Genomic DNA, 18,065 nt, shown 5'->3' with positions numbered 1-18,065 from the left:
TCACGAGCTCCTGCTGAGGTCGTCGGGGCCGAACGCGTACGGCAGGATCTGCGCCATGCGCTTGGGACCGTCGACGGTCTCCACCAGCAGGTTCTCACCGCCGAACTCGTACAGGAGCTGACGGCAGCGCCCGCACGGCATGAGCAGCTCGCCGTGGCCGTCCACGCAGGTGAAGGCCACCAGCCGGCCGCCGCCCGACATCTGCAGCGCCGACACCAGCCCGCACTCGGCGCACAGGCCGAGCCCGTAGGAGGCGTTCTCGACGTTGCAGCCGGTGACGATCCGGCCGTCGTCGACGACCGCCGCCGCCCCCACCGGGAACTTGGAGTACGGCGCGTAGGCGTTGCGCATGGCCGTGGCGGCCTCGGCGCGCAGGCCGTCCCAATCGATGTTCAATGTTGATCCCCCCGACGGAAGCGTACGCCGTCTGCCTTGGGCATCCGCAGACGCTGCGACGCGACCAGGAGCACGAGCAGCGTGAGCACGTGTGGCGTGATGAAGACGAACTCGCCCGGCAGCGTCTCCACGGTCCGCCAGAGCCAGAACAGCACGAGCGCGCCCACCGCCGCGGCGGCGATCACGGTGTAGTCCTTGACGCCCCTGGCCACGATCTCGGCAGGCTGGCTCGGCGCGACCAGTTTGCGGATCTGCAGCGCGATGTAGACCACCAGCAGCAGCGCGCCGAACAGGAAGAACGTGGTGACCGCGTTGGCCTCGCCGGAGCTGCGCAGCTGCAGGCCGCTGGCGTAGCCGAACAGGGACGAGCCGGCCGCGAGCCCGCCGGGCCGCCAGTTGCCGAAGATCATGGCGGCCAGACCGATGAAACCGCGTCCCTGCGTCTGGCCCTCGACGTACTTGTTGGAGACGAAGACCAGGAACACGCCGCCGAGCCCGGCGAACGCGCCGGAGACGACGACCGCGAGGTACTTGATCCGGTAGACGTTCACGCCCAGCGACTCGGCCGCCCACGGGTTCTCCCCCGCCGACCGCAGCCGCAGCCCGAACGACGTGCGCCAGAGCACCAGGTACGTCACCGGCAGCAGCAGCACGGCCAGGATGATCAGCGCGTTCACGTCGTGGGTGAGCCCGCGCAGGATGCCGGCCAGGTCGGAGAGCAGGAACCAGTGGGTGCTCTCCAGCTTGCCGAGCAGGTCGGGGCCGTCCGACAGAACGGGCAGGCTCACCTCTGGCGCACCCGAGCTGATCGCCGGCGAGGTGGTGATGCCGGCGCCCTTCGCGCTGGCCGAGGTGCCCTCGCCGTAGAGGACCTCGGACAGGAAGCGGGTGATGCCGGGGCCGAGCAGGTTGATGGCGACGCCGCTGATGATGTGGTCGACGCCGAACGTGACGGTCGCGATCGCGTGGATGAGCCCGCCGAGCGCGCCGCCGAGCAGCCCGGCGACCAGCGCGGCCACGGCGCCCCACTGGTATCCGGCCCAGCTGGCGAACCAGGTGCCGAGCACCATCATGCCTTCGAGGCCGATGTTGACCACGCCGGCCCGCTCGGCCCACAGGCCGCCGAGACCGGCCAGGCCGATCGGCACCGCGAGCAGCAGCGCCGCGTTGAACGTGCCGGAGGAGGTCAGGTCGTCCTGGCCGGAGATGATCCGCACCAGCGACAGCAGCAGGATGAGCGCGGCGACGCCGAGCAGCGCCAGATGGTATTTGCCGACCCTGCTCATGCTGCCACCTCAACCGGTCTGTTCGTGTCGAGCTGCCGGGCGGCCCGCTGCTCCTCAAGCCGCATGGCGATGCGGTTGGTCACCTCGTTCGCGATGACCACCAGCAGGACGATGACGCCCTGGATGATCGTGATGACCGACGACGGCACGTCGGCGATTTGCAGCGCGCCCTGCGCCCGGTCGAGGAAGGCGAACAGCAGCGCGGCGATCGCGATGCCGACGGGCTTGTTCCTGCCGAGCAGCGCCACCGCGATGCCGAGGAAGCCGAGGCCGGCGGTGAAGTTGGAGTTGAAGGCGCCCTTGTCGCCGAGGATCTCGGGCAGGCCGATGAGCCCCGCGATCGCGCCGGACAGCACCATGGCCGCGATGACCATCTTCTTCGGGTTGACGCCCGAGGCGAAGGCGGCCGGGCCGTTCAGCCCGCTGGCCTTGACGTTGAAGCCGAAGCGGGTGCGCTCCAGCACGACCCAGACCACCAGGCCGAGCACGACGGCCACGAGCAGGAAGCCCCACACGCCGCCGCCGCGGGTGGGCGCCAGCAGCCCGAACCAGTCGAAGACGAAGTTCAGGTTGGGGAACATGGCCGACTCGGGCAGCTGCGGCGTCGTCGTGGTGAGCTGGCCGGCCGCCCGCTGGCCCGCGAACGGGCCGCGGACCAGGTAGGAGGCCAGGGCGATCGCGATGTAGTTGAGCATGATCGTGGAGATCACCTCGTTCACGCCGCGGGTCACCTTCATCACCGCGGGGATCAGCGCGTACGCGCCGCCCACGACGGCCGCGACCACGATGATCACCAGGATCTGGATCGGCTTCGGCGCGGTGAACGTCGAGCCGACGTAGGCCGCGCAGATGGCCGCGATGCGGTACTGGCCCTCGACGCCGATGTTGAACAGGTTCATGCGGAAGCCGACGGCCACCGCGAGACCCGCGATGAACAGCGGCACCGCCCGGTTGAGGAACGCCGCGATGCCGTTGGACACCGAGCGCGCGGTCTCGCCGAAGTCGAAGAAGGCGGCGAACGCGTCGATCGGGCTGGCGCCCGCCGCGATGATCGCCACGCTGGAGATCGCGATCGCCAGGACGATGGCGACGACGGCGCCTGCGACGGTGAGCAGCGCCCGGTTGAGCCCGGCGGGCATCACGTCTCCTCAGTGCCGGCGATGGCGCCGGTCATGTAACCGCCAAGCCGCTCGGGCGTGACGTCGGAAGGATCGAGTTCGGCCACGAGCCGGCCGCGCAGGATGACCCTGATCGTGTCGGACAGGCCGATCAGCTCGTCGAGGTCGGCCGAGATCAGCAGCACGGCCAGGCCGGCGGCCCGCGCGTTGCGCAGGTGGTCCCAGATGGCGGCCTGGGCGCCGACGTCCACGCCGCGGGTGGGGTGGGCGGCGATGAGGAACGACGGCTCGCCGCTCATCTCGCGTCCGACGATCAGCTTCTGCTGGTTGCCGCCGGACAGGGCCAGGGCCAGGGTGTCCACGCTGGGGGTGCGCACGTCGTACTCCTTGACGATGCGCTCGGTGTCGGCCTTGGAGGCGCGCCGGTCGACCCAGATGCCGCTGCGCGCCGGGGGCCTGGTCTGGTGGCCGAGCACCCGGTTCTCCCACAGGGACGCCTCCAGCAGCAGGCCCTGCCGGTGGCGGTCCTCGGGGATGTAGCCGATGCCGGCCTCCCTGCGCTTCAGCGTGGACCAGGCGCTGATGTCCACGCCGCCGAGGGTGATCGTGCCGTGGGCGGCACGCATGCCCATGATCGCCTCGATCAGCTCGGACTGCCCGTTGCCCTCGACGCCGGCGATGCCCAGGATCTGGCCCGCGTGGATGTCGAAGGAGACGTCGTCGAGGATCAGGCGCTTGCCCTCTTCGCGCAGTTTGTTGACGTACAGGTCGACGGAGGTGCCCTTGGGGACGGGACGGAAGCCGTCGGCCTCCATCGTCAGCCGCGACACGCTCAGCGTGACGCTCTCGCGCACGGTGGACTCGCGGGTCTCCGGCGTGGGCAGCTCGCTGCCGACCATCAGCTCGGCGAGCCGGCGGGCGGTCACCTCGGCGGGGTTGACGCTGGCGACGGTGGTGCCGCGGCGGATCACGGTGATCGCGTCGGCGATGTTCAGCACCTCGTCGAGCTTGTGCGAGATGAAGATGACGGTCAGGCCCTCGGCCTTGAGCTCGCGCAGGTTCTCGAACAGCTCCTCGACCTCCTGCGGCACGAGGACCGCCGTCGGCTCGTCGAGGATGAGGATGCGGGCGCCGCGGTAGAGGACCTTGAGGATCTCCACCCGCTGGCGGTCGCCGACGCCGAGGTCCTCCACCAGCGCGTCGGGGTCGACGCGCAGGCCGTGGCTGCTGGCCAGCTCGGCGATGCGGGCCCGTGCCCTGCCGGTGTCGAGCACGCCGGCCCTGGTGGGCTCGGCGCCGAGGACGATGTTCTCCAGCACGGTGAAGTTGTCGGCCAGCATGAAGTGCTGGTGGACCATGCCGATGCCGACGTCGATGGCGTCGCTGGGGGTGCGGAAACTGACCTCCCGGCCGTTGACCCTGATCGTGCCCTCGTCCGGCTTCTGCATGCCGTAGAGGATCTTCATCAGGGTCGACTTGCCCGCGCCGTTCTCCCCGACGATCGCGTGGACCGTGCCGGGTTCGACGGTGATGCGGATGTCGTGGTTGGCGACGACGCCGGGGAAACGCTTGGTGATGCCCTCCAGCTCTACGGCGGGTTGCACCGCGGCGAGGGTGTCCGAGCTCATTTCGCCTCTCCTAGAGCATGGGGGGCGGACGGGGCGGATAGCCAGAAGGCCCGAAGTGGGGACTCCGGGCCCTCGGTCGTCCGTTCCTACCCAGATTACGGCTTGGACGGAACCGTGATTTTGCCGTCGACGATGTCCTTCTTGGCAGCGTCGAGCTTGTCCTTGATGTCGTCGATCTCGCCACCGGTGGTGGACAGGCCCACACCGTCGACCTTGAGGTCGTAGACGGTGTTGCTGCCGCCCTTGGCGCCGCCCTGGAAGGCCTTGACGAACTCGAAGACGCCGACGTCGACGCGCTTGAGCATCGAGGTCATGATGACCGACTGAAGGTCGGTCTCCTTGACCGTCTGGCGCTGGTCGGAGTCGACGCCGATGGCCTTCTTCTTGGCCGCGGCCGCCGCCTGGAACACGCCGAGGCCGGAGTCGCCGGCGGCGTGGTAGACGATGTCCGCGCCGTCCTGGTACATCTTCTCGGCCGCGACCTTGCCCTTGTCGGGGGCCTTGAAGCCGGAGAAGTCACCGTCGGGGGTGAGGTACTTGATGTCGATCTTGATGTCCGACTTGACCGACTTGGCGCCCATCACGAAGCCCGCCTGGAACTTCTTGATCAGGTCGTTCTCGACGCCGCCCACGAAGCCGACGTGGCCGGCCTCCGACTTGGTCGCGGCGGCGACGCCCGCCAGGTAGGAGCCCTGCTCCTCGGCGAACAGCAGGCCGGTCACGTTCGGGCCGTTGGAGGCCGAGTCGACGATGGCGAACTGCACGTCGGGGTACTCGGCGGCGGTCTTCTTGACGTCGTCTCCGTAGGCGAAACCGACGGCGACGATGGGGTTGTAGCCCGCGTCCGCGAGCTGGCGCAGCAGGTCGCCGCGGTTGGAGCCGTCGGCCGCCGGGCTGAGCTCCTTGATGTCGGCGTTCAGCTCCGTCTTGGCCTTCTCCAGGCCGGCGTAGGCGGCGTCGTTGAACGACTTGTCGCCGCGGCCACCGACGTCGAACGTCAGGCCGACCTTCAGACCGCCCTTGGGGGCCTCGCTGCTCGCGCCGGAGCTCGGCTGCGTGCTCGCCGAGGTGCCGCCACCATCGCCGCCGCCGCAGGCCGCGGCCGACATGAGCATGACGCCGGCTACCGAGCCGACGGCAATCCTGCTGAATCGCTTGCCGAGCAAGGCGACTCCTTCCATTTCCTCGCCGTCGAACTTCATCGCAGGCGCGAAGAAACGTACGGCACCTGCACGGAAGATAGTTGCTTGACCAGGGCGGACCAAACCGGCACACAGGGTCGCAACCGCTCCGTTATCGACATCAAGCGCGTCCGTGACCTGAATCTGGGTTCAGGCACTTGGGACGGCTCCCTCAAAGTTTTGCCCAAGTTTGGTATGGAAGGGGCCCTTGCCGAGCGGTCGATCATGGCAGAGATTCCGATCAACGGTGGAAATTTCGTATCGGAGCCCCGTATGCAGCCTTGGAAGACACTGGCCGTACCGCTGGTCGCGATCCTCGCCGTGACCTTGGGCGGGCCCGCCCCGGCGACGGCCGCCACCCCTACTCTCAAGATCGAGAACAACGCCACCCAGCCCGTCTTCTCCCGCGCCGACGCCGTCAAGCAGACGGTGTTCGTCGAGGTGGCCGGGACCGACAGCGACGACGACGGGCAGCCCGACCGCGTCGCCATGGACATCCTGCGCCCCAAGGAGACCGACCAGGGGCTCAAGGTCCCGGTGATCATGGAGGCCAGCCCCTACTACGCCCCCGGCAATGACGTGCCCAACCACCCGGTGGACGTCGACGCGAACGGCATCCCGCTGCCCACCCTGAAGTCACCTTCGAACAAGCTCTTCAGTGAGCCCTTCGACGGCTACTACGACAACTACTTCGTGCCCCGCGGCTACGCCATCGCCCTGGTCGAGAACGTGGGCAGCGCCCGCGCCACCGGCTGCCCTTCCTCCGGCGACCGGAACGAGACCGCCGGCCCGAAGGCCGCCATCGACTGGCTGAACGGCCGCGCCCGCGGCTTCGACGCCGACGGCAACGAGGTCAGCGCCACCTGGTCCACCGGCAAGGTCGGCATGATCGGCGTCTCCTACAACGGCACCCTGCCCAACGCCGTCGCCTCCACCGGCGTCGAGGGCCTGAAGACGATCGTGCCGATCGCCGCCATCTCCAGCTGGTACGACTACTACCGGGCCAACGGCGGCGTCCTGGCCCCCGGCGGCTACCAGGGCGAGGACCTGGACGTCCTGGCCAAGTTCGTGCTGACCAGGGACAGGGGCTTCGAGGTCTGCGGCGCCAAGATGGACGCGCTGACCGCGAACCAGGACCGGATCACCGGCGACTACAGCCCGCTCTGGGACGCCCGCAACTACCTCAACGACGTGGACAAGGTGAAGGCCAGCGTCTTCCTCGTGCACGGCCTCAACGACTGGAACGTCAAGACCAAGCAGTTCGCCCAATGGTGGTACGCCCTGGCCGAGCGGCACGTGCCGCGCAAGATCTGGCTGCACCAGGGCACCCACATGAACCCCTTCAACCTGCGCACCGTCGAGTGGCTGCGTCAGCTGCACGGCTGGTTCGACTACTGGCTGCAGGGCATCGACTCGGGCATCATGCGCGAGCCGCAGGCCGACGTGGAGATCGGCGTCGGCGAGTGGCAGCGGCACGCCTCCTGGCCGCTGCCCGGGACCACCACGGTGGCGCTCCACCCGGCCGCCGGCGAACGGCTCGGCCTGCTGCCCCGGCCGCTGTCGCCCGCGGAGTCCTTCGTGGACCAGAGCGCGCGGACGGCCGAGCAACTGGTGGAGGCGACCGGGCCCGACCCGAACCGGTTGGCGTACCTGACCGGACAGCTGCCCGCCGACGTGCGGATCTCCGGCACGCCGACGGTCTCGGTACGGGCCTCGTTCAAGGACGGCGCCTCGCCGTACCTGACGGCGTTGCTGGTGGACTACGGCACGGACGTGCGCCCGGACGGCACTCTGCAGTCGACCGGCCAGAGCTACTGCTACGGCGAGGGCGTCCCGGGTGACACGGGCTGCACGACGCTCAGGCGGCTCGGCACGGCGACGACGGCGTACAAGATCGTCTCCAGAGGATGGCTCGACGTGCGCAACCGCCACCGCGCCGACCGCACGGAACCGCTGCGCCCCGGCAAGGAGTACACCTTCACCTGGGACTTCCAGCCCAAGGACTACCTGTTCAAGAAGGGCCACCGGCTGGGCCTGGTGATCATCTCGACCGACCGCGACTACACCCTGCGCTACCCGGGCGGCACCCGGGTCACCGTGTCGCCGGGGCACTCGTCCCTGCGGCTGCCGGTGGTGTTCGGCAGGCTCGCCTGACCCGCCGACGGCCCGCCGCGCGACGCGGCGGGCCGTCGGAGCGGCTCTCAGGCCATGGCGTTGCTGATGGAGTCGATCGGGCCGACGTCCCACAGCGCGGTCAGCGCGGTGGCGGCCATCACCCGCACGCCCATCGCGATCGCCTTCTCGTCGACGTCGAAGGTGCCCTGGTGGATGTCGTACGTGACGCCGTCGGGCGAGCGCGTGCCGAGCCGGGCGAAGGCGCCGGGGATCGACTCCAGGTACCAGGCGAAGTCCTCGCCGCCGAGCGACTGCTGGGTGGGCACCACCGCGCCGGCGCCGAGGGCCCGCTCGGCTGCCTCGGCCAGCATCTCGACGCTGACCTCGTCGTTGACCACCGGCGGCACGCCCCGCGTGTAGTCCAGCACGGCCTCGACGCCGTAGGCGCCGGCGACGGACTCCAGCAGGGCTTTGATCAGGTCGGGGGCGGCGTGCCAGGCGTTCTCGTCGAGGCAGCGGATCGTGCCCTCGGCGATGCCGTCGTCGGGGATGGCGTTGGCCGCCGAGCCCGCCTCGACCCGGCCCCAGACGAGGCTGAGCGAGGAGCGCGGGTCGATCCGGCGGGAGAGCGCGGCGGGCAGCTCGGTGAGGATCTTGGCCAGGGCGAAGACCAGGTCGGCCGTCAGGTGGGGACGGGCGGTGTGGCCGCCGGGGCCGGAGACCCTGACGACGATCTTGTCGCAGGCCGAGGTGATCGGGCCGCTCCGCAGACCGAGCTGGCCGACGTCGACGCGCGGGTCGCAGTGGAGGCCGAAGATGCGGTCGACGCCGCTGATGCCGCCGTGGGCCATGACCTCAAGAGCGCCGCCGGGCAGTTCCTCGGCGGGCTGGAAGATCAGCCGGACCCGGCCGGGCAGCAGCCCGGCCGCGGCCTGCTGGGCCAGGAAGATCGAGGTGCCGAGCAGAACGGTGGTGTGCACGTCGTGCCCGCAGGCATGGCACGCGCCGGGGACGGTGGAGCGGTAGGGCACGTCCTTCTCGTCCTGGAGCGGCAGCGCGTCGATGTCGGCCCGCAGCGCGATGGTCGGCCCGTCGCCGCTGCCCACCTCGCAGATGAGACCGGTGCCACGCGGCAGCACCGACGGCGTCAGCCCCGCGGCGGTCAGCCGGTCGGCGATGCGCTGGGTCGTGCGGTATTCGGCGAAGGCCAGCTCAGGATGCATGTGAAGGTCACGACGGAACGCCACCAGCTCCTGCTCGATCTCCGCCAGGAACGCGTCCAGTTCTCCCCGCAGCTCACGTCCCCGCATATGTCACCATCCATCCCGTAGAGGCCGCGCGTCCCACGCACGGACGGCGGCTCATAACGCTCTCGAAAAAGTCCATCCTGCGGCAGCCACCTGGTTGAGGCGGCCGTTCGGCGAATCAAAAGCCACACCCGTAGGTTTCGGTGCGAGATCGTCAGCACGGGCTTCGCGTTCATCGGTCGCAGCAGCCCGGGTGCACGGCGGTAAGCCGTGAGCCCGGTGGCGATGCTTCTGACTTTATCGCTCCCGTGCGCCTTCGCGCCGACAGATACACCAAAAGTTGGCCGACGGCATGCCCGTAACCGCAGGTGGTCACGTTCCGCACATGTCCACCTGATCAGGAAAATAGTCACAAGGGATCATTAGATGGTGACCCGATGTCGCCACTTCCAAACGTGCTCACCGATTTCGAATCCTGTCACCTTCTGTCATGTTCATGACACTTTGGCGCTTGCTGCATTTGTGAAGAATGCGTGTTTCACTCGCTATATGATCACTAATATCCCGTTCGGGGAGAAGTATGCCGGGTTGAGCATCTTCGAGCCGAGCGAGGGGACCCTGGTGGTCGTACCCTCGCTCTCCCTGCCGCAGGACGAGCTGCGCCGCATCACGGCAGCCCGATCGTACGAGGAGCGCCTGCTCTTCCTCCTCCTGACGCTCCGGGAACCCGGGGTCAAGGTGATCTACCTCTCCTCCGCTCCGATCGATCCCGACATCATCGACTACTACCTCGGCTTCCTTCCCGACCCGGACGACGCCGCCAAGCGCCTGGAGCTCATCAGTCTCGACGAGCCCTGGTCGCAACCCCTCACCCGGACGCTGCTGCGCCGACCCGACGTCCTCGACCGGTTACGGTCGGCGATCGACGCCGACACCTGGCTGGTGCCGTTCGTCCTCAGCGAGACCGAGGAGGAGCTGGCCGCGTCACTCAACGTCCCCATCTACGGCCCCGCCACCGCGCTGGCCTACTACGGCTCCAAGAGCGGCGCCCGCGAGGTCGGGCACGAGGCCGGCGTGCCCATGGCCCGCGGTTTCGGCGACGTGCACAGCATCATCGCGATCGACGAGGCCATCGACTCGCTGCCCGGCGAACGGGTGATCGTCAAGCTCAACGACGGCTACTCGGGCCTGGGCAACGCCATCGTCAGCAAGGCCGACCGCTCGCTGACCCGATTTTCGGCGGCCGGGGAGACCTGGACGAGCTTCACGACGAAGATCAGGGAACGCGGCGCGGTGGTGGAGGAGTTCATCGAACATCGCCCGCTCTACTACCCGAGCGCCTTGGCCCGAATCACGCCCGGCGGGCACGCGGCCGTGCTGGCCACGCACGACCAGGTGCTCGGCGGCCCCAACAACGACGTCTACCAGGGCTGCACGTTCCCCGCCGCCCCGGAGTACCGGCACGAGGTGGGCGAGTCTGCCGGGCGCATCGCCGCCATCCTGGCCGAGCGGGGCGTGGTCGGCCTGTTCGGCATGGACTTCTTCGCACTCAAGGCCGACGCCGGGTACGCCGCGCTGCTGTGCGAGATCAACCTGCGGATCGGCGGCACGACGCACCCGTACGGCGCGGTGGTGCTGACGACCGGGGCCAGGTACGACCCGGCCACCGGCCTCCTCATGGCCGGGGACCAGCCGAAGTACTACACCGCGACCGACAACTGCTCTTCCTCCTGCCTGCGTGGCCGCACGCCGGGCGAGGTCATGCGCACCGCCCGGCGGCTCGGGATCGGCTTCGACGCCGACCGGCGCACGGGCAACGTCTTCCACCTGCTCGGCGCCATCCCCGAGTACGGGAAGCTGGGCTTCACCTCCATCGGCGACTCCCGCGAGGAGGCCGACGAGCTGCACGCGCTCACCCGCCGCCTTCTTTGCGACGCCTGATCCCCGCCTCCCGCAGACCGCGCCACCCGATCACCGCCAGCACCGCACCGAGGATCACGTTGACCCCGATCAGGATCCCGTGCACGACGTAGAAGCCGGTGGGATGTCCGTCGGCCAAGTTAAACCCCAGGTTGATCCACTCGACGATCATGAACACGCCGAGGATGACGAGGAAACCGGCGATCTTTGGTGACATGGTCATCTCTCCAGTATCGAAGGCGGATCATCTGGGGAATGTGTCGCCACATGGGCATTCACACGGAGCTACGCTGAGACCGCCATGTGGACGAAATTTGTGCCGGTTACGGCACTTCTCGCCGCGGTCACGCTCACGAGCGGGACCGCATCCGCCGCCCCGACGACACCCGTCGGCGGTGACGCGCTGGGAAGCCGTGGGCTGGTGCAACCCCAAGGCGTCAAGGCGCCCCCCAAGAGCAAGGCTACTTCCTACGTCATCGCGGACGTGGAGACGGGTCAGGTGCTCGCCGCGAAGGACGCGCACGGCCGCTACCTGCCGGCGAGCACGCTCAAGACGCTCACGGCGCTCACGCTGCTGCCGAAGCTCGACAAGAACCGCAAGGTCCGGCCGAGCCAGAACGCCTGCAACCAGGAGGGCACGGCGGTCGGGCTGACGCCGAAGATGACGTACAAGGTCGACGACCTGTTCCGGGCGCTGATGATGTCCTCAGGAAACGACGCGGCCATGGCCCTGGCCGAGACGAACGGCGGCGTGGCCCAGACCATGCGCGACATGAACGCCGAGGCCAAGCGGCTGCAGGCGTACGACACGGTGGCCAAGACGCCGAGCGGCCTGGACAAACCCGGGCAGAGCAGCTCGGCGTACGACTTGGCGCTCATCGCCCGCGCCGGCCTCGCAAACCCCGATTTCAGGCGATATATCAGTACAAAGGTTGCCAAGTTTCCGGCGCCCAAGGACTACTACGAGATCAGCAACCACAACAAGCTGCTCTGGCGCTACCAGGGCATGATCGGCGTCAAGAACGGCTGGACGTCCAAGGCACAGGGCAGCTTCGTCGGCGCGGCCACCCGCGGCGGCCACACGATCCTCGTCACGATCATGCGGCACGAGGGCTACTTCTGGGACGAGGTGGCCAAGCTGCTCGACTGGGGCTTCACGGTCAGGGGCAAGGCGACCCCCGTCGGGCAGCTCGTCGAGCCGGTGCCCGAGCAGGTGCGGGCCGCGCCGCAGGCGCCGGTGTCGAAGGTGACGCCGGCCGCCCAGCCGCCGCTGCTGGACACGGCGGCCTCCAAGCAGACCGACTCCACCCGGACGGTCGGCTCGGCCGTCATCGGCGGCGGCCTGCTGTTCGGGCTGGTCTGGCTCGGCTTCGGCATCCGCCGCAAGCGCAACAGGTCCCGCCTCTGACGACGGAGGGCGCGTCAGGGCCGGGTCAGGGCTCCGAGGTCGGGTGCGGGGTCGTGCCCTTGCACTCGGGGCCGGGCGCCGGGCCCGGGTCGGCCGCCGGCACCTCCAGCGGGTCGCCGAGCGACGGGATCGGCGACGGGGACGGCGGCGGGCACAACCCCGTGGTGGACGTCCACGCGGCGGCGAGCAGCACGAGCCTGGCCGAGAAGTTCATCCACACCAGCAGCCCCACGATGGCGGCGAACGCGCCGTAGACGGGGTTGCCGAGCGTGGTGCTGAGCAGCAGGCTCGCCACCTGCTTGAGCAGCCCGAACCCGATCGCGCCGAGCAGCGCGCCCCTGACGATGACCTTGAACGGCTCGGCCGGCTTGGCGACCCAGCCGAGCAGGATCACGAACAGCACCCAGTCGGCCACGACGCTCGCCACCACCACGAAGATCCGGAACGCCTCGGTGCTGAGCAGCGAGTTGTCGCCGAAGACGTGGTCGAGCACCTTGTCCGTGACCGTGGTCGCGGCCCCGGACACCAGCGTGGAGGCGACCAGCGTCGCCCCGAGCAGGATGACCGAGACCAGGTCGCGCAGTTTGCCCAGGAAGTAGTTCGGGGGCGGCACGGTGGTCATCGACATCTCGCGCAGCGCCGCGCGCAGCGCGTCCATCGCGCCGAGCCCGGCGTACAGGAGGCCGAGGAGGCCGATGATGCCCGCCGTCGTCCTGGCGCCGGCGATCTGCTCCAGGTTGAGGTCGGTCGCCATGCCGGGCAGCCGTTCGGTGATGGCGGTCTCCAGCGCCTCCCTGGTCGCGCTGCTGGCGTCGAGGGTGTAGCCGAGCACCGCGTACCCGAGCGCGAGCAGCGGGAAGAAGGACAGGAAGGAGAAGTAGGTGACCGAGCCGGCCAGCCGGTCGCCTCCCTGGAGCTGGTAGCGGCGCACGGCCCTGACCAGGTGGTCGATCCACAGCCTGCGGACCCGCCAGTGGTCGAGCGTCGTCCGGCCCCAGGCGCGCAGCGACACGATCCGCTCGTTCAGACTCGCCATCACGCCCTCACCCCCCGCCGGAGGCGAACGATCACCTCGTCACGGCGTCGGCCGATTCTGCCAGTGACGCGAGGACCGCCGCCAGATCCTGGTGGAGCATCTGCCCATCTCGCTTGACGACACGCCCGCCGACCAGCACCGTTTCCACGACGCTCGGGTCGGCGTTGAGCACGACGGCGCCGATCGGGTCGTGCGCCGCCGCCATGCCGAGGGTGTCCGTACGCAGCAGTTGCAGGTCGGCCTGCTTGCCCGGCCGCAACGAGCCGACGACGTCGCCCAGCCCCACCACCTCGGCCCCCTCGACGGTGGCCATGCGCAGCACGTCGCGGGTGGTGAAGCCCATGCCTCCGCCGTCCGGCCTGCCGCGCTCCAGCAGGTACGCCGCCCGCATCAGGCTGAACATGTCGCCCGGCGCGCAGCTCACCGTGTCGATGCCGAGACCGGTCGGCGCGCCCGCCGCCCTGGCCCGCCCGCTGACCGGGTAGCCGAGGCCAAGCGTCATCTCGTCGACCGGCGAGACCGACACGTTGCCCCCGCTGCCGGCGACGCGCTTGAGGTCGTCGTCGGTGTAGCTGTTGGCGTGCACGTACGTGGTCCGCGGCCCGAGCAGGCCGTTCGCCTCCAGGAACGCCAGGCCGCGGGCGGCGCTGTCCGGGCCGCCGACGCCCATGTGCACGGTGACCGGCAGGTCGAGCTCGCGGGCCAGCCGCCATTCGGCCAGCGCGTGCTCCTCGTCCACGATCTCCGGCCCGAGCGCGGCGACGACCATGGTGACCAGGCCGCCGCCGGCGCCGAAGTGCTCCTCGTGCACCCGCAGGCCCTCGCGGACGAGCCCGCCCGGCTCGCCCCCGTGGCACCAGCCGAGCACGGCCCTGATCCCCGACTCGCGCAGCGCCCGCACGGTGGCCTCGGTGTGGGCGGGCGAGAGCTGGATGTGCGACCAGTCGAGCAGCGTGGTGATGCCGGTGTCGAGGCATTCCAGCGCGCCGGCGAGGTTGCCCGCGTGGACGTCGGCCGGGCGGTGGGCCGGGGCCAGCTCGCCGAGCACGCGGCTCAGGTAGCCGTCGAAGGCGACGTCGGGGGCGACCGCCCTGATGCCGGCCTGCCAGGTGTGCCGGTGGGTGTCGACGAACCCGGGCAGCACGATCCGCCCGGTCGCGTCGATCACCTCGGCGCCCGGGACGTCGGGCAGCCCGGGGCCCACCTCGGCGAGCACGCCGTCCTCGACGCGCACGTCCACCTGGCCGAGCACCACGGGCTCGGGCTCGGTGTCGATCACGGTGCCGTTCTTGATCAGCAAGGTTGTCATGGCGAAAAGCTTAATTAGAAGCTTTTCAAAAAGCAATCTCGCGATGGGTATCCTCGATGGCGTGAAACCGGATGAGATCGACGCGATGGTGCCGCGCTGGGTGGAGTCCGGGCTGCCGTCGTCGCTGATCGCCGGTCTGGAGCTGAGCAAGCGCCTGTCCCGGCTGCACCTGGTCTTCGAGCAGGCGATCAAGGCGGAGCTGGCCGAGCTGGGGCTCACCTACGCCGAGTTCGACGTGCTGGCCGCGCTCGCCCGTACGCCGGCGCCCCATCGGATGAAGCCGAGCGAGCTGTCCAAGGCGCTGCTGCTCACCTCCGGGGGCACCAGCAACGTGCTCCAGCGCCTGACGGCGGCGGGCTACGTCGAGCGGGAGGCCAACGCGGGCGACGCGCGCAGCCGGTGGGTGCAGCTCACGGCCGAGGGGCACCGGGTGGCCCTGGCGGCCCTCGACGCCTCCTCGCGAGCGCACGAGGAGGTGCTGGCCGGGGTGCCGGAGCAGGACGTCAGAGCCGCCGCCGACGCCCTGCGCGAGGTGCTCACCCTCGTCGGCCGCCGCCGCTTCCGCTAGCCCGCCGCCCCCAGGCCCGCCGGGCCTCCGCTAGCCCGCGCGCAGGGCGTGGCGGTCGGCCCAGGAGCGGATCGACGCCGCGATGGCCTCCGGCTGGTCCTCCGGGGCGTGGTGACCCGCCGGACCCAGGTGCTCGATCTCCAGGGCCGAGATGTTGCGGGCGCACCAGTCGAGCACCTCGCCCTGGATCAGCAGGGTCGGCGAGGAGTCGAAGGTGAGCAGCAGCTTGGGCACCTCGTCGCTGTTCGCCAGCCACTTGTCGTAGCGCTCGACGGCCTCGGCCACGTCGGCCGGGTCGCCGTCGAGCGGGATCGAGCGCGCCCACTGCAGCAGCGGCCGGCGGCTCTCCCTGGTCGCGTACGCCTCCAGGTACGGCCGCAGCTCCTCCTCGCCCAGCGGGTTCAGCACCCCGCCCGTGTACGCCGTCCGCACCAGGAAGTCGTCGTCGAGCACCAGCCGCTCCCCCGCCTCGCTCCTGATCAGCTCGCTGCGGGCACGCGGCCCCTCGCCCAGCTCGCTCCAGCTCATCGGCCGCACGATGGTCTCGAAGAAGGCCACCCCGCGCACCCGGTCCGGATGCCGTGCCGCCCAGTCGAAGGCCAGCGCGCCGCCCCAGTCGTGGCCGACCAGCACGGCGTCCTCAAGGCCGAGCTCGTCGAACCAGGCGTCGAGGTAACGGGCATGGTCGGTGAAGCGGTAGGCCAGGTCGGGCCGTCCCGAGCGACCCATGCCGATCAGGTCGGGCGCGAGCAACCGGCCGGGCCCGCCCACCCCGGGCAGCACGTTGCGCCACAGGTGGGAGGAGTTGGGGTTGCCGTGCAGGAAGACGATCGGCACACCCTCCCCCCGGTCCTCGTAGTACATGGTCGAGTCCAGCACCTCGGCAACAGGCATGACACGCCTCTTTCGTTCGTCGCACTAACGTTTATGTCACTAACGAACGTACATCGTTAGTGCCACTAACGCAACGGGGTACGATCACCGGCATGAGCCACGACATGTCCGACGCCGCCGACCAGGCCGCCCCCACCCGCCTGCGCGGCCTGCCGAGCCGGCTGCTGGCCCACGTCGCGATGCAGGCCGACCGGCTGGTCAGCGACCGGCTCGCGGGCGCCGACGCGCGCAAGTGGCACTACGCGGTGCTCGTCGCGCTGCGCGAGTCCGGCCCGGCCAGCCAGGCCGAGCTGAGCCGGCTCACCGGCATCTACCGCAGCGACATGGTCGCGCTGCTCAACGAGCTGGCCGGGCGCGGCCTCGTCGAGCGAGCACCCGACCCCGCCGACCGTAGGCGCAACGTCATCTCCATGACCGAGCGCGGCCGCGACCGGCTCACCCGGCTCGACGGGCTGGTGGACGACGTCCAGGACGAGCTGCTGGCGCCCCTGACCGGCCCCGAGCGCGACCAGCTCGTCGGGCTGCTCGGACGGCTGCGCGACCACCACTCCCGATCAGCCCAATAGTGGGCAAAGACTGGTAAAAGCCAAGGCGTGGGAGCTTGCCGACATACCTCCTGACCAGGGGGAACGCATGGCAGGGCCGCTCCGGTGACCCTAGCCTGTGCTGTGTCGGGACCAAGCCAGGAGGCGTCACGCCCATGACCGAAATCAGCACCGGGCAGATGGTGCGACTCCAGCGCGAACGAAGGGGCATGAGCACGACCGCGCTGGCGACCCAGTCGGGCTGCACCACCCGGCACATCGAACTGATCGAACACGGGAAACGCACCCCCTCGCTGCCCCTTCTGCGCGAGATCGCCAAGGTCCTCGGCGTACGGACCGCCGTGCTCCTGGGCGAGACCCCCCGCGACTCCCACGAGCCCAGCCGGCCGCAGATCCGCGACATCGAGCGCGCCCTGTTCGCCTGCCGCACGGAGCCCGACCTCGAACCGCCCGACGCCGAGCAGCTGACCGAACGCGTGGCGGCGGCGCGCAACGCCTGGTTCACCTCGGCCCGCCGGTACTCGATCCTGATGGCCGCGCTGCCCTCGCTGGTCTCCGACGCCGAGAGCCTGGTGGCCGAGCGCACCCCCGCGGCCTACCGGACGGCGACGGACGCGTACATGCTGGCCAGGGGTGTGCTCAAGCACCTGCAACGGGTGGATCTCGCGCACCTGGCCGCCGACCGGGCCATGCGCTACGCCGAGGAGTCGGCCGACCCGCTGATGCTCGCCTGGGCCCACTGGAACCTCGGCCAGTCGATGCTCTCCGACGACATGCACCAGATCGCCCACGACGTGGCCCGGCGCGGCATCGAGATACTCGAACCCCATGTGGCCGACGGCGACGTACGGCACATCAAGGCTCTCGGCGCGCTGCACCTGCTGGCCGCCATCAGCGCGGCCAGGGGCGGCGACGACGAGCAGGCTAGGGAGACCGTGCGCGGCACCGCCGCCCGGCTCGCCGACCGCGCCGACGACCACTCCGACGCCTACGACCTGGCCTTCTTCGGCCCCACCAACGTCGCCATCCACATGGCCAGCATCGAGAACGACACCGGCCACCCCGAGGCCGTGCTGCGGCTGGCCGACGACATCGACATCCGCCGGACCCCGTCCATCGAGCGGCGCACCACGCACCTGTGCCACGTCGCGCGCGCCTGCGAAGACCTGGGCGACGACGCCGCCAGCCTGGTCTACCTGCTGCGGATCGAGCGCGAGAGCCCCGAGGAGCTCGACCACAAGCTGCTGCTGCGGGAGATGGTCCGCTCGCTGGTGCGCCGCGCGCGGCCGTCGTGGGCGCCGGAGGTGCGTTTCCTCGCCGAACGCCACAACATCGACGTGTGAGGCCGGCCACCGAACTCTGAGTTCGCTCCGGCCGAACAGGGAGATCTGTCGCCGCGGTTCGTCACCGAGAG

The 18,065-nt window shown here is 69.9% G+C and carries 16 protein-coding genes; 6 read left to right on the top strand and 10 right to left on the bottom strand.

Annotated elements, in window-relative coordinates; genetic code table 11:
* From ABZ459_RS13290 to ABZ459_RS13270, 5 genes are all read right to left on the bottom strand, one after another.
* Positions 1-396, bottom strand: coding sequence for a cytidine deaminase (locus tag ABZ459_RS13290; protein ID WP_352324863.1), 396 nt, complete (start codon positions 394-396; stop codon positions 1-3).
* Positions 393-1,682, bottom strand: a complete 1,290-nt coding sequence (locus ABZ459_RS13285; protein ID WP_357969814.1) for an ABC transporter permease — start codon at positions 1,680-1,682, stop codon at positions 393-395. The genes ABZ459_RS13290 and ABZ459_RS13285 overlap by 4 nt, the downstream gene beginning before the upstream one ends.
* A complete protein-coding gene (locus ABZ459_RS13280; protein ID WP_357969812.1) occupies positions 1,679-2,821 on the bottom strand; it encodes an ABC transporter permease in 1,143 nt (380 codons plus the stop codon). The genes ABZ459_RS13285 and ABZ459_RS13280 overlap by 4 nt, the downstream gene beginning before the upstream one ends.
* Positions 2,821-4,428 carry an ABC transporter ATP-binding protein gene (locus ABZ459_RS13275; protein WP_357969809.1) on the bottom strand — a complete coding sequence of 536 codons (1,608 nt, stop codon included), beginning with the start codon at positions 4,426-4,428 and terminating at the stop codon, positions 2,821-2,823. Before ABZ459_RS13275 ends, ABZ459_RS13280 begins: the two co-directional genes overlap by 1 nt.
* A gap of 95 nt (positions 4,429-4,523) precedes the next feature.
* Entirely contained in the window at positions 4,524-5,594 is a 1,071-nt protein-coding gene (locus tag ABZ459_RS13270; RefSeq protein WP_357969807.1) for a BMP family ABC transporter substrate-binding protein, read from the bottom strand.
* Positions 5,595-5,882: 288 nt separating this feature from the next.
* On the opposite strand from ABZ459_RS13270, the gene ABZ459_RS13265 reads away from it, so the two are divergent.
* Positions 5,883-7,763 carry a Xaa-Pro dipeptidyl-peptidase gene (locus tag ABZ459_RS13265; RefSeq protein WP_357969804.1) on the top strand — a complete coding sequence of 627 codons (1,881 nt, stop codon included), beginning with the start codon at positions 5,883-5,885 and terminating at the stop codon, positions 7,761-7,763.
* Between the two features lie 47 nt (positions 7,764-7,810).
* Here the strand turns inward: ABZ459_RS13265 and ABZ459_RS13260 are convergent, their stop codons facing one another.
* Positions 7,811-9,034 (bottom strand): M20 family metallopeptidase, encoded by a 1,224-nt coding sequence (locus tag ABZ459_RS13260; RefSeq protein ID WP_357969801.1) that lies wholly within the window; start codon positions 9,032-9,034, stop codon positions 7,811-7,813.
* A 486-nt stretch (positions 9,035-9,520) separates the two neighbouring features.
* Between ABZ459_RS13260 and ABZ459_RS13255 the strand changes: the two genes are divergently transcribed.
* Positions 9,521-10,912, top strand: a complete 1,392-nt coding sequence (locus ABZ459_RS13255; RefSeq protein WP_357969799.1) for a peptide ligase PGM1-related protein — start codon at positions 9,521-9,523, stop codon at positions 10,910-10,912.
* Here ABZ459_RS13255 and ABZ459_RS13250 read toward each other — a convergent pair.
* Positions 10,884-11,114, bottom strand: a complete 231-nt coding sequence (locus ABZ459_RS13250) for a hypothetical protein (RefSeq protein ID WP_357969796.1) — start codon at positions 11,112-11,114, stop codon at positions 10,884-10,886. The two genes, ABZ459_RS13255 and ABZ459_RS13250, sit on opposite strands and share 29 nt — an antisense overlap.
* A gap of 78 nt (positions 11,115-11,192) precedes the next feature.
* Here ABZ459_RS13250 and ABZ459_RS13245 point away from each other — a divergent pair, with 78 nt between their 5' ends.
* Complete coding sequence (locus ABZ459_RS13245; protein ID WP_357969794.1) at positions 11,193-12,299, top strand: D-alanyl-D-alanine carboxypeptidase; 1,107 nt, start codon at positions 11,193-11,195, stop codon at positions 12,297-12,299.
* Between the two features lie 25 nt (positions 12,300-12,324).
* Here the strand turns inward: ABZ459_RS13245 and ABZ459_RS13240 are convergent, their stop codons facing one another.
* Both ABZ459_RS13240 and ABZ459_RS13235 read right to left on the bottom strand, forming a co-directional pair.
* Positions 12,325-13,335 (bottom strand): YihY/virulence factor BrkB family protein, encoded by a 1,011-nt coding sequence (locus ABZ459_RS13240; RefSeq protein WP_357969792.1) that lies wholly within the window; start codon positions 13,333-13,335, stop codon positions 12,325-12,327.
* Positions 13,336-13,366: 31 nt separating this feature from the next.
* On the bottom strand, positions 13,367-14,644 hold the full coding sequence (locus ABZ459_RS13235; protein WP_357969789.1) for an amidohydrolase family protein: 1,278 nt from the start codon (positions 14,642-14,644) through the stop codon (positions 13,367-13,369).
* 61 nt (positions 14,645-14,705) lie between these two features.
* On the opposite strand from ABZ459_RS13235, the gene ABZ459_RS13230 reads away from it, so the two are divergent.
* A complete protein-coding gene (locus tag ABZ459_RS13230; protein ID WP_357969786.1) occupies positions 14,706-15,212 on the top strand; it encodes a MarR family winged helix-turn-helix transcriptional regulator in 507 nt (168 codons plus the stop codon).
* A 30-nt stretch (positions 15,213-15,242) separates the two neighbouring features.
* Here the strand turns inward: ABZ459_RS13230 and ABZ459_RS13225 are convergent, their stop codons facing one another.
* On the bottom strand, positions 15,243-16,106 hold the full coding sequence (locus tag ABZ459_RS13225; RefSeq protein ID WP_357969783.1) for a haloalkane dehalogenase: 864 nt from the start codon (positions 16,104-16,106) through the stop codon (positions 15,243-15,245).
* A 92-nt stretch (positions 16,107-16,198) separates the two neighbouring features.
* Between ABZ459_RS13225 and ABZ459_RS13220 the strand changes: the two genes are divergently transcribed.
* Both ABZ459_RS13220 and ABZ459_RS13215 read left to right on the top strand, forming a co-directional pair.
* Positions 16,199-16,672, top strand: coding sequence for a MarR family transcriptional regulator (locus tag ABZ459_RS13220; protein ID WP_357969781.1), 474 nt, complete (start codon positions 16,199-16,201; stop codon positions 16,670-16,672).
* A 134-nt stretch (positions 16,673-16,806) separates the two neighbouring features.
* Positions 16,807-17,994 carry a helix-turn-helix domain-containing protein gene (locus ABZ459_RS13215; RefSeq protein WP_357969779.1) on the top strand — a complete coding sequence of 396 codons (1,188 nt, stop codon included), beginning with the start codon at positions 16,807-16,809 and terminating at the stop codon, positions 17,992-17,994.
* Positions 17,995-18,065: the final 71 nt, after the last annotated feature.

The organism is Nonomuraea sp. NPDC005692 (genome assembly GCF_040631115.1).
Taxonomy (GTDB): domain Bacteria; phylum Actinomycetota; class Actinomycetes; order Streptosporangiales; family Streptosporangiaceae; genus Nonomuraea.
Note: the sequence above shows the minus strand (reverse complement) of the source record. Positions and strands in the feature narration are given on the sequence as shown.

Excerpts from the sequence above, each read along its gene's own strand:
- ABZ459_RS13285 (WP_357969814.1), bottom strand. The coding sequence starts at position 1,682 with ATGAGCAGGGTCGGCAAATACCATCTGGCGCTGCTCGGCGTCGCCGCG.
- ABZ459_RS13280 (WP_357969812.1), bottom strand. The coding sequence starts at position 2,821 with ATGCCCGCCGGGCTCAACCGGGCGCTGCTCACCGTCGCAGGCGCCGTC.
- ABZ459_RS13275 (WP_357969809.1), bottom strand. The coding sequence starts at position 4,428 with ATGAGCTCGGACACCCTCGCCGCGGTGCAACCCGCCGTAGAGCTGGAG.
- ABZ459_RS13265 (WP_357969804.1), top strand. The coding sequence starts at position 5,883 with ATGCAGCCTTGGAAGACACTGGCCGTACCGCTGGTCGCGATCCTCGCC.
- ABZ459_RS13260 (WP_357969801.1), bottom strand. The coding sequence starts at position 9,034 with ATGCGGGGACGTGAGCTGCGGGGAGAACTGGACGCGTTCCTGGCGGAG.
- ABZ459_RS13255 (WP_357969799.1), top strand. The coding sequence starts at position 9,521 with ATGATCACTAATATCCCGTTCGGGGAGAAGTATGCCGGGTTGAGCATC.
- ABZ459_RS13250 (WP_357969796.1), bottom strand. The coding sequence starts at position 11,114 with ATGACCATGTCACCAAAGATCGCCGGTTTCCTCGTCATCCTCGGCGTG.
- ABZ459_RS13245 (WP_357969794.1), top strand. The coding sequence starts at position 11,193 with ATGTGGACGAAATTTGTGCCGGTTACGGCACTTCTCGCCGCGGTCACG.
- ABZ459_RS13240 (WP_357969792.1), bottom strand. The coding sequence starts at position 13,335 with ATGGCGAGTCTGAACGAGCGGATCGTGTCGCTGCGCGCCTGGGGCCGG.
- ABZ459_RS13235 (WP_357969789.1), bottom strand. The coding sequence starts at position 14,644 with ATGACAACCTTGCTGATCAAGAACGGCACCGTGATCGACACCGAGCCC.
- ABZ459_RS13225 (WP_357969783.1), bottom strand. The coding sequence starts at position 16,106 with ATGCCTGTTGCCGAGGTGCTGGACTCGACCATGTACTACGAGGACCGG.
- ABZ459_RS13220 (WP_357969781.1), top strand. The coding sequence starts at position 16,199 with ATGAGCCACGACATGTCCGACGCCGCCGACCAGGCCGCCCCCACCCGC.
- ABZ459_RS13215 (WP_357969779.1), top strand. The coding sequence starts at position 16,807 with ATGACCGAAATCAGCACCGGGCAGATGGTGCGACTCCAGCGCGAACGA.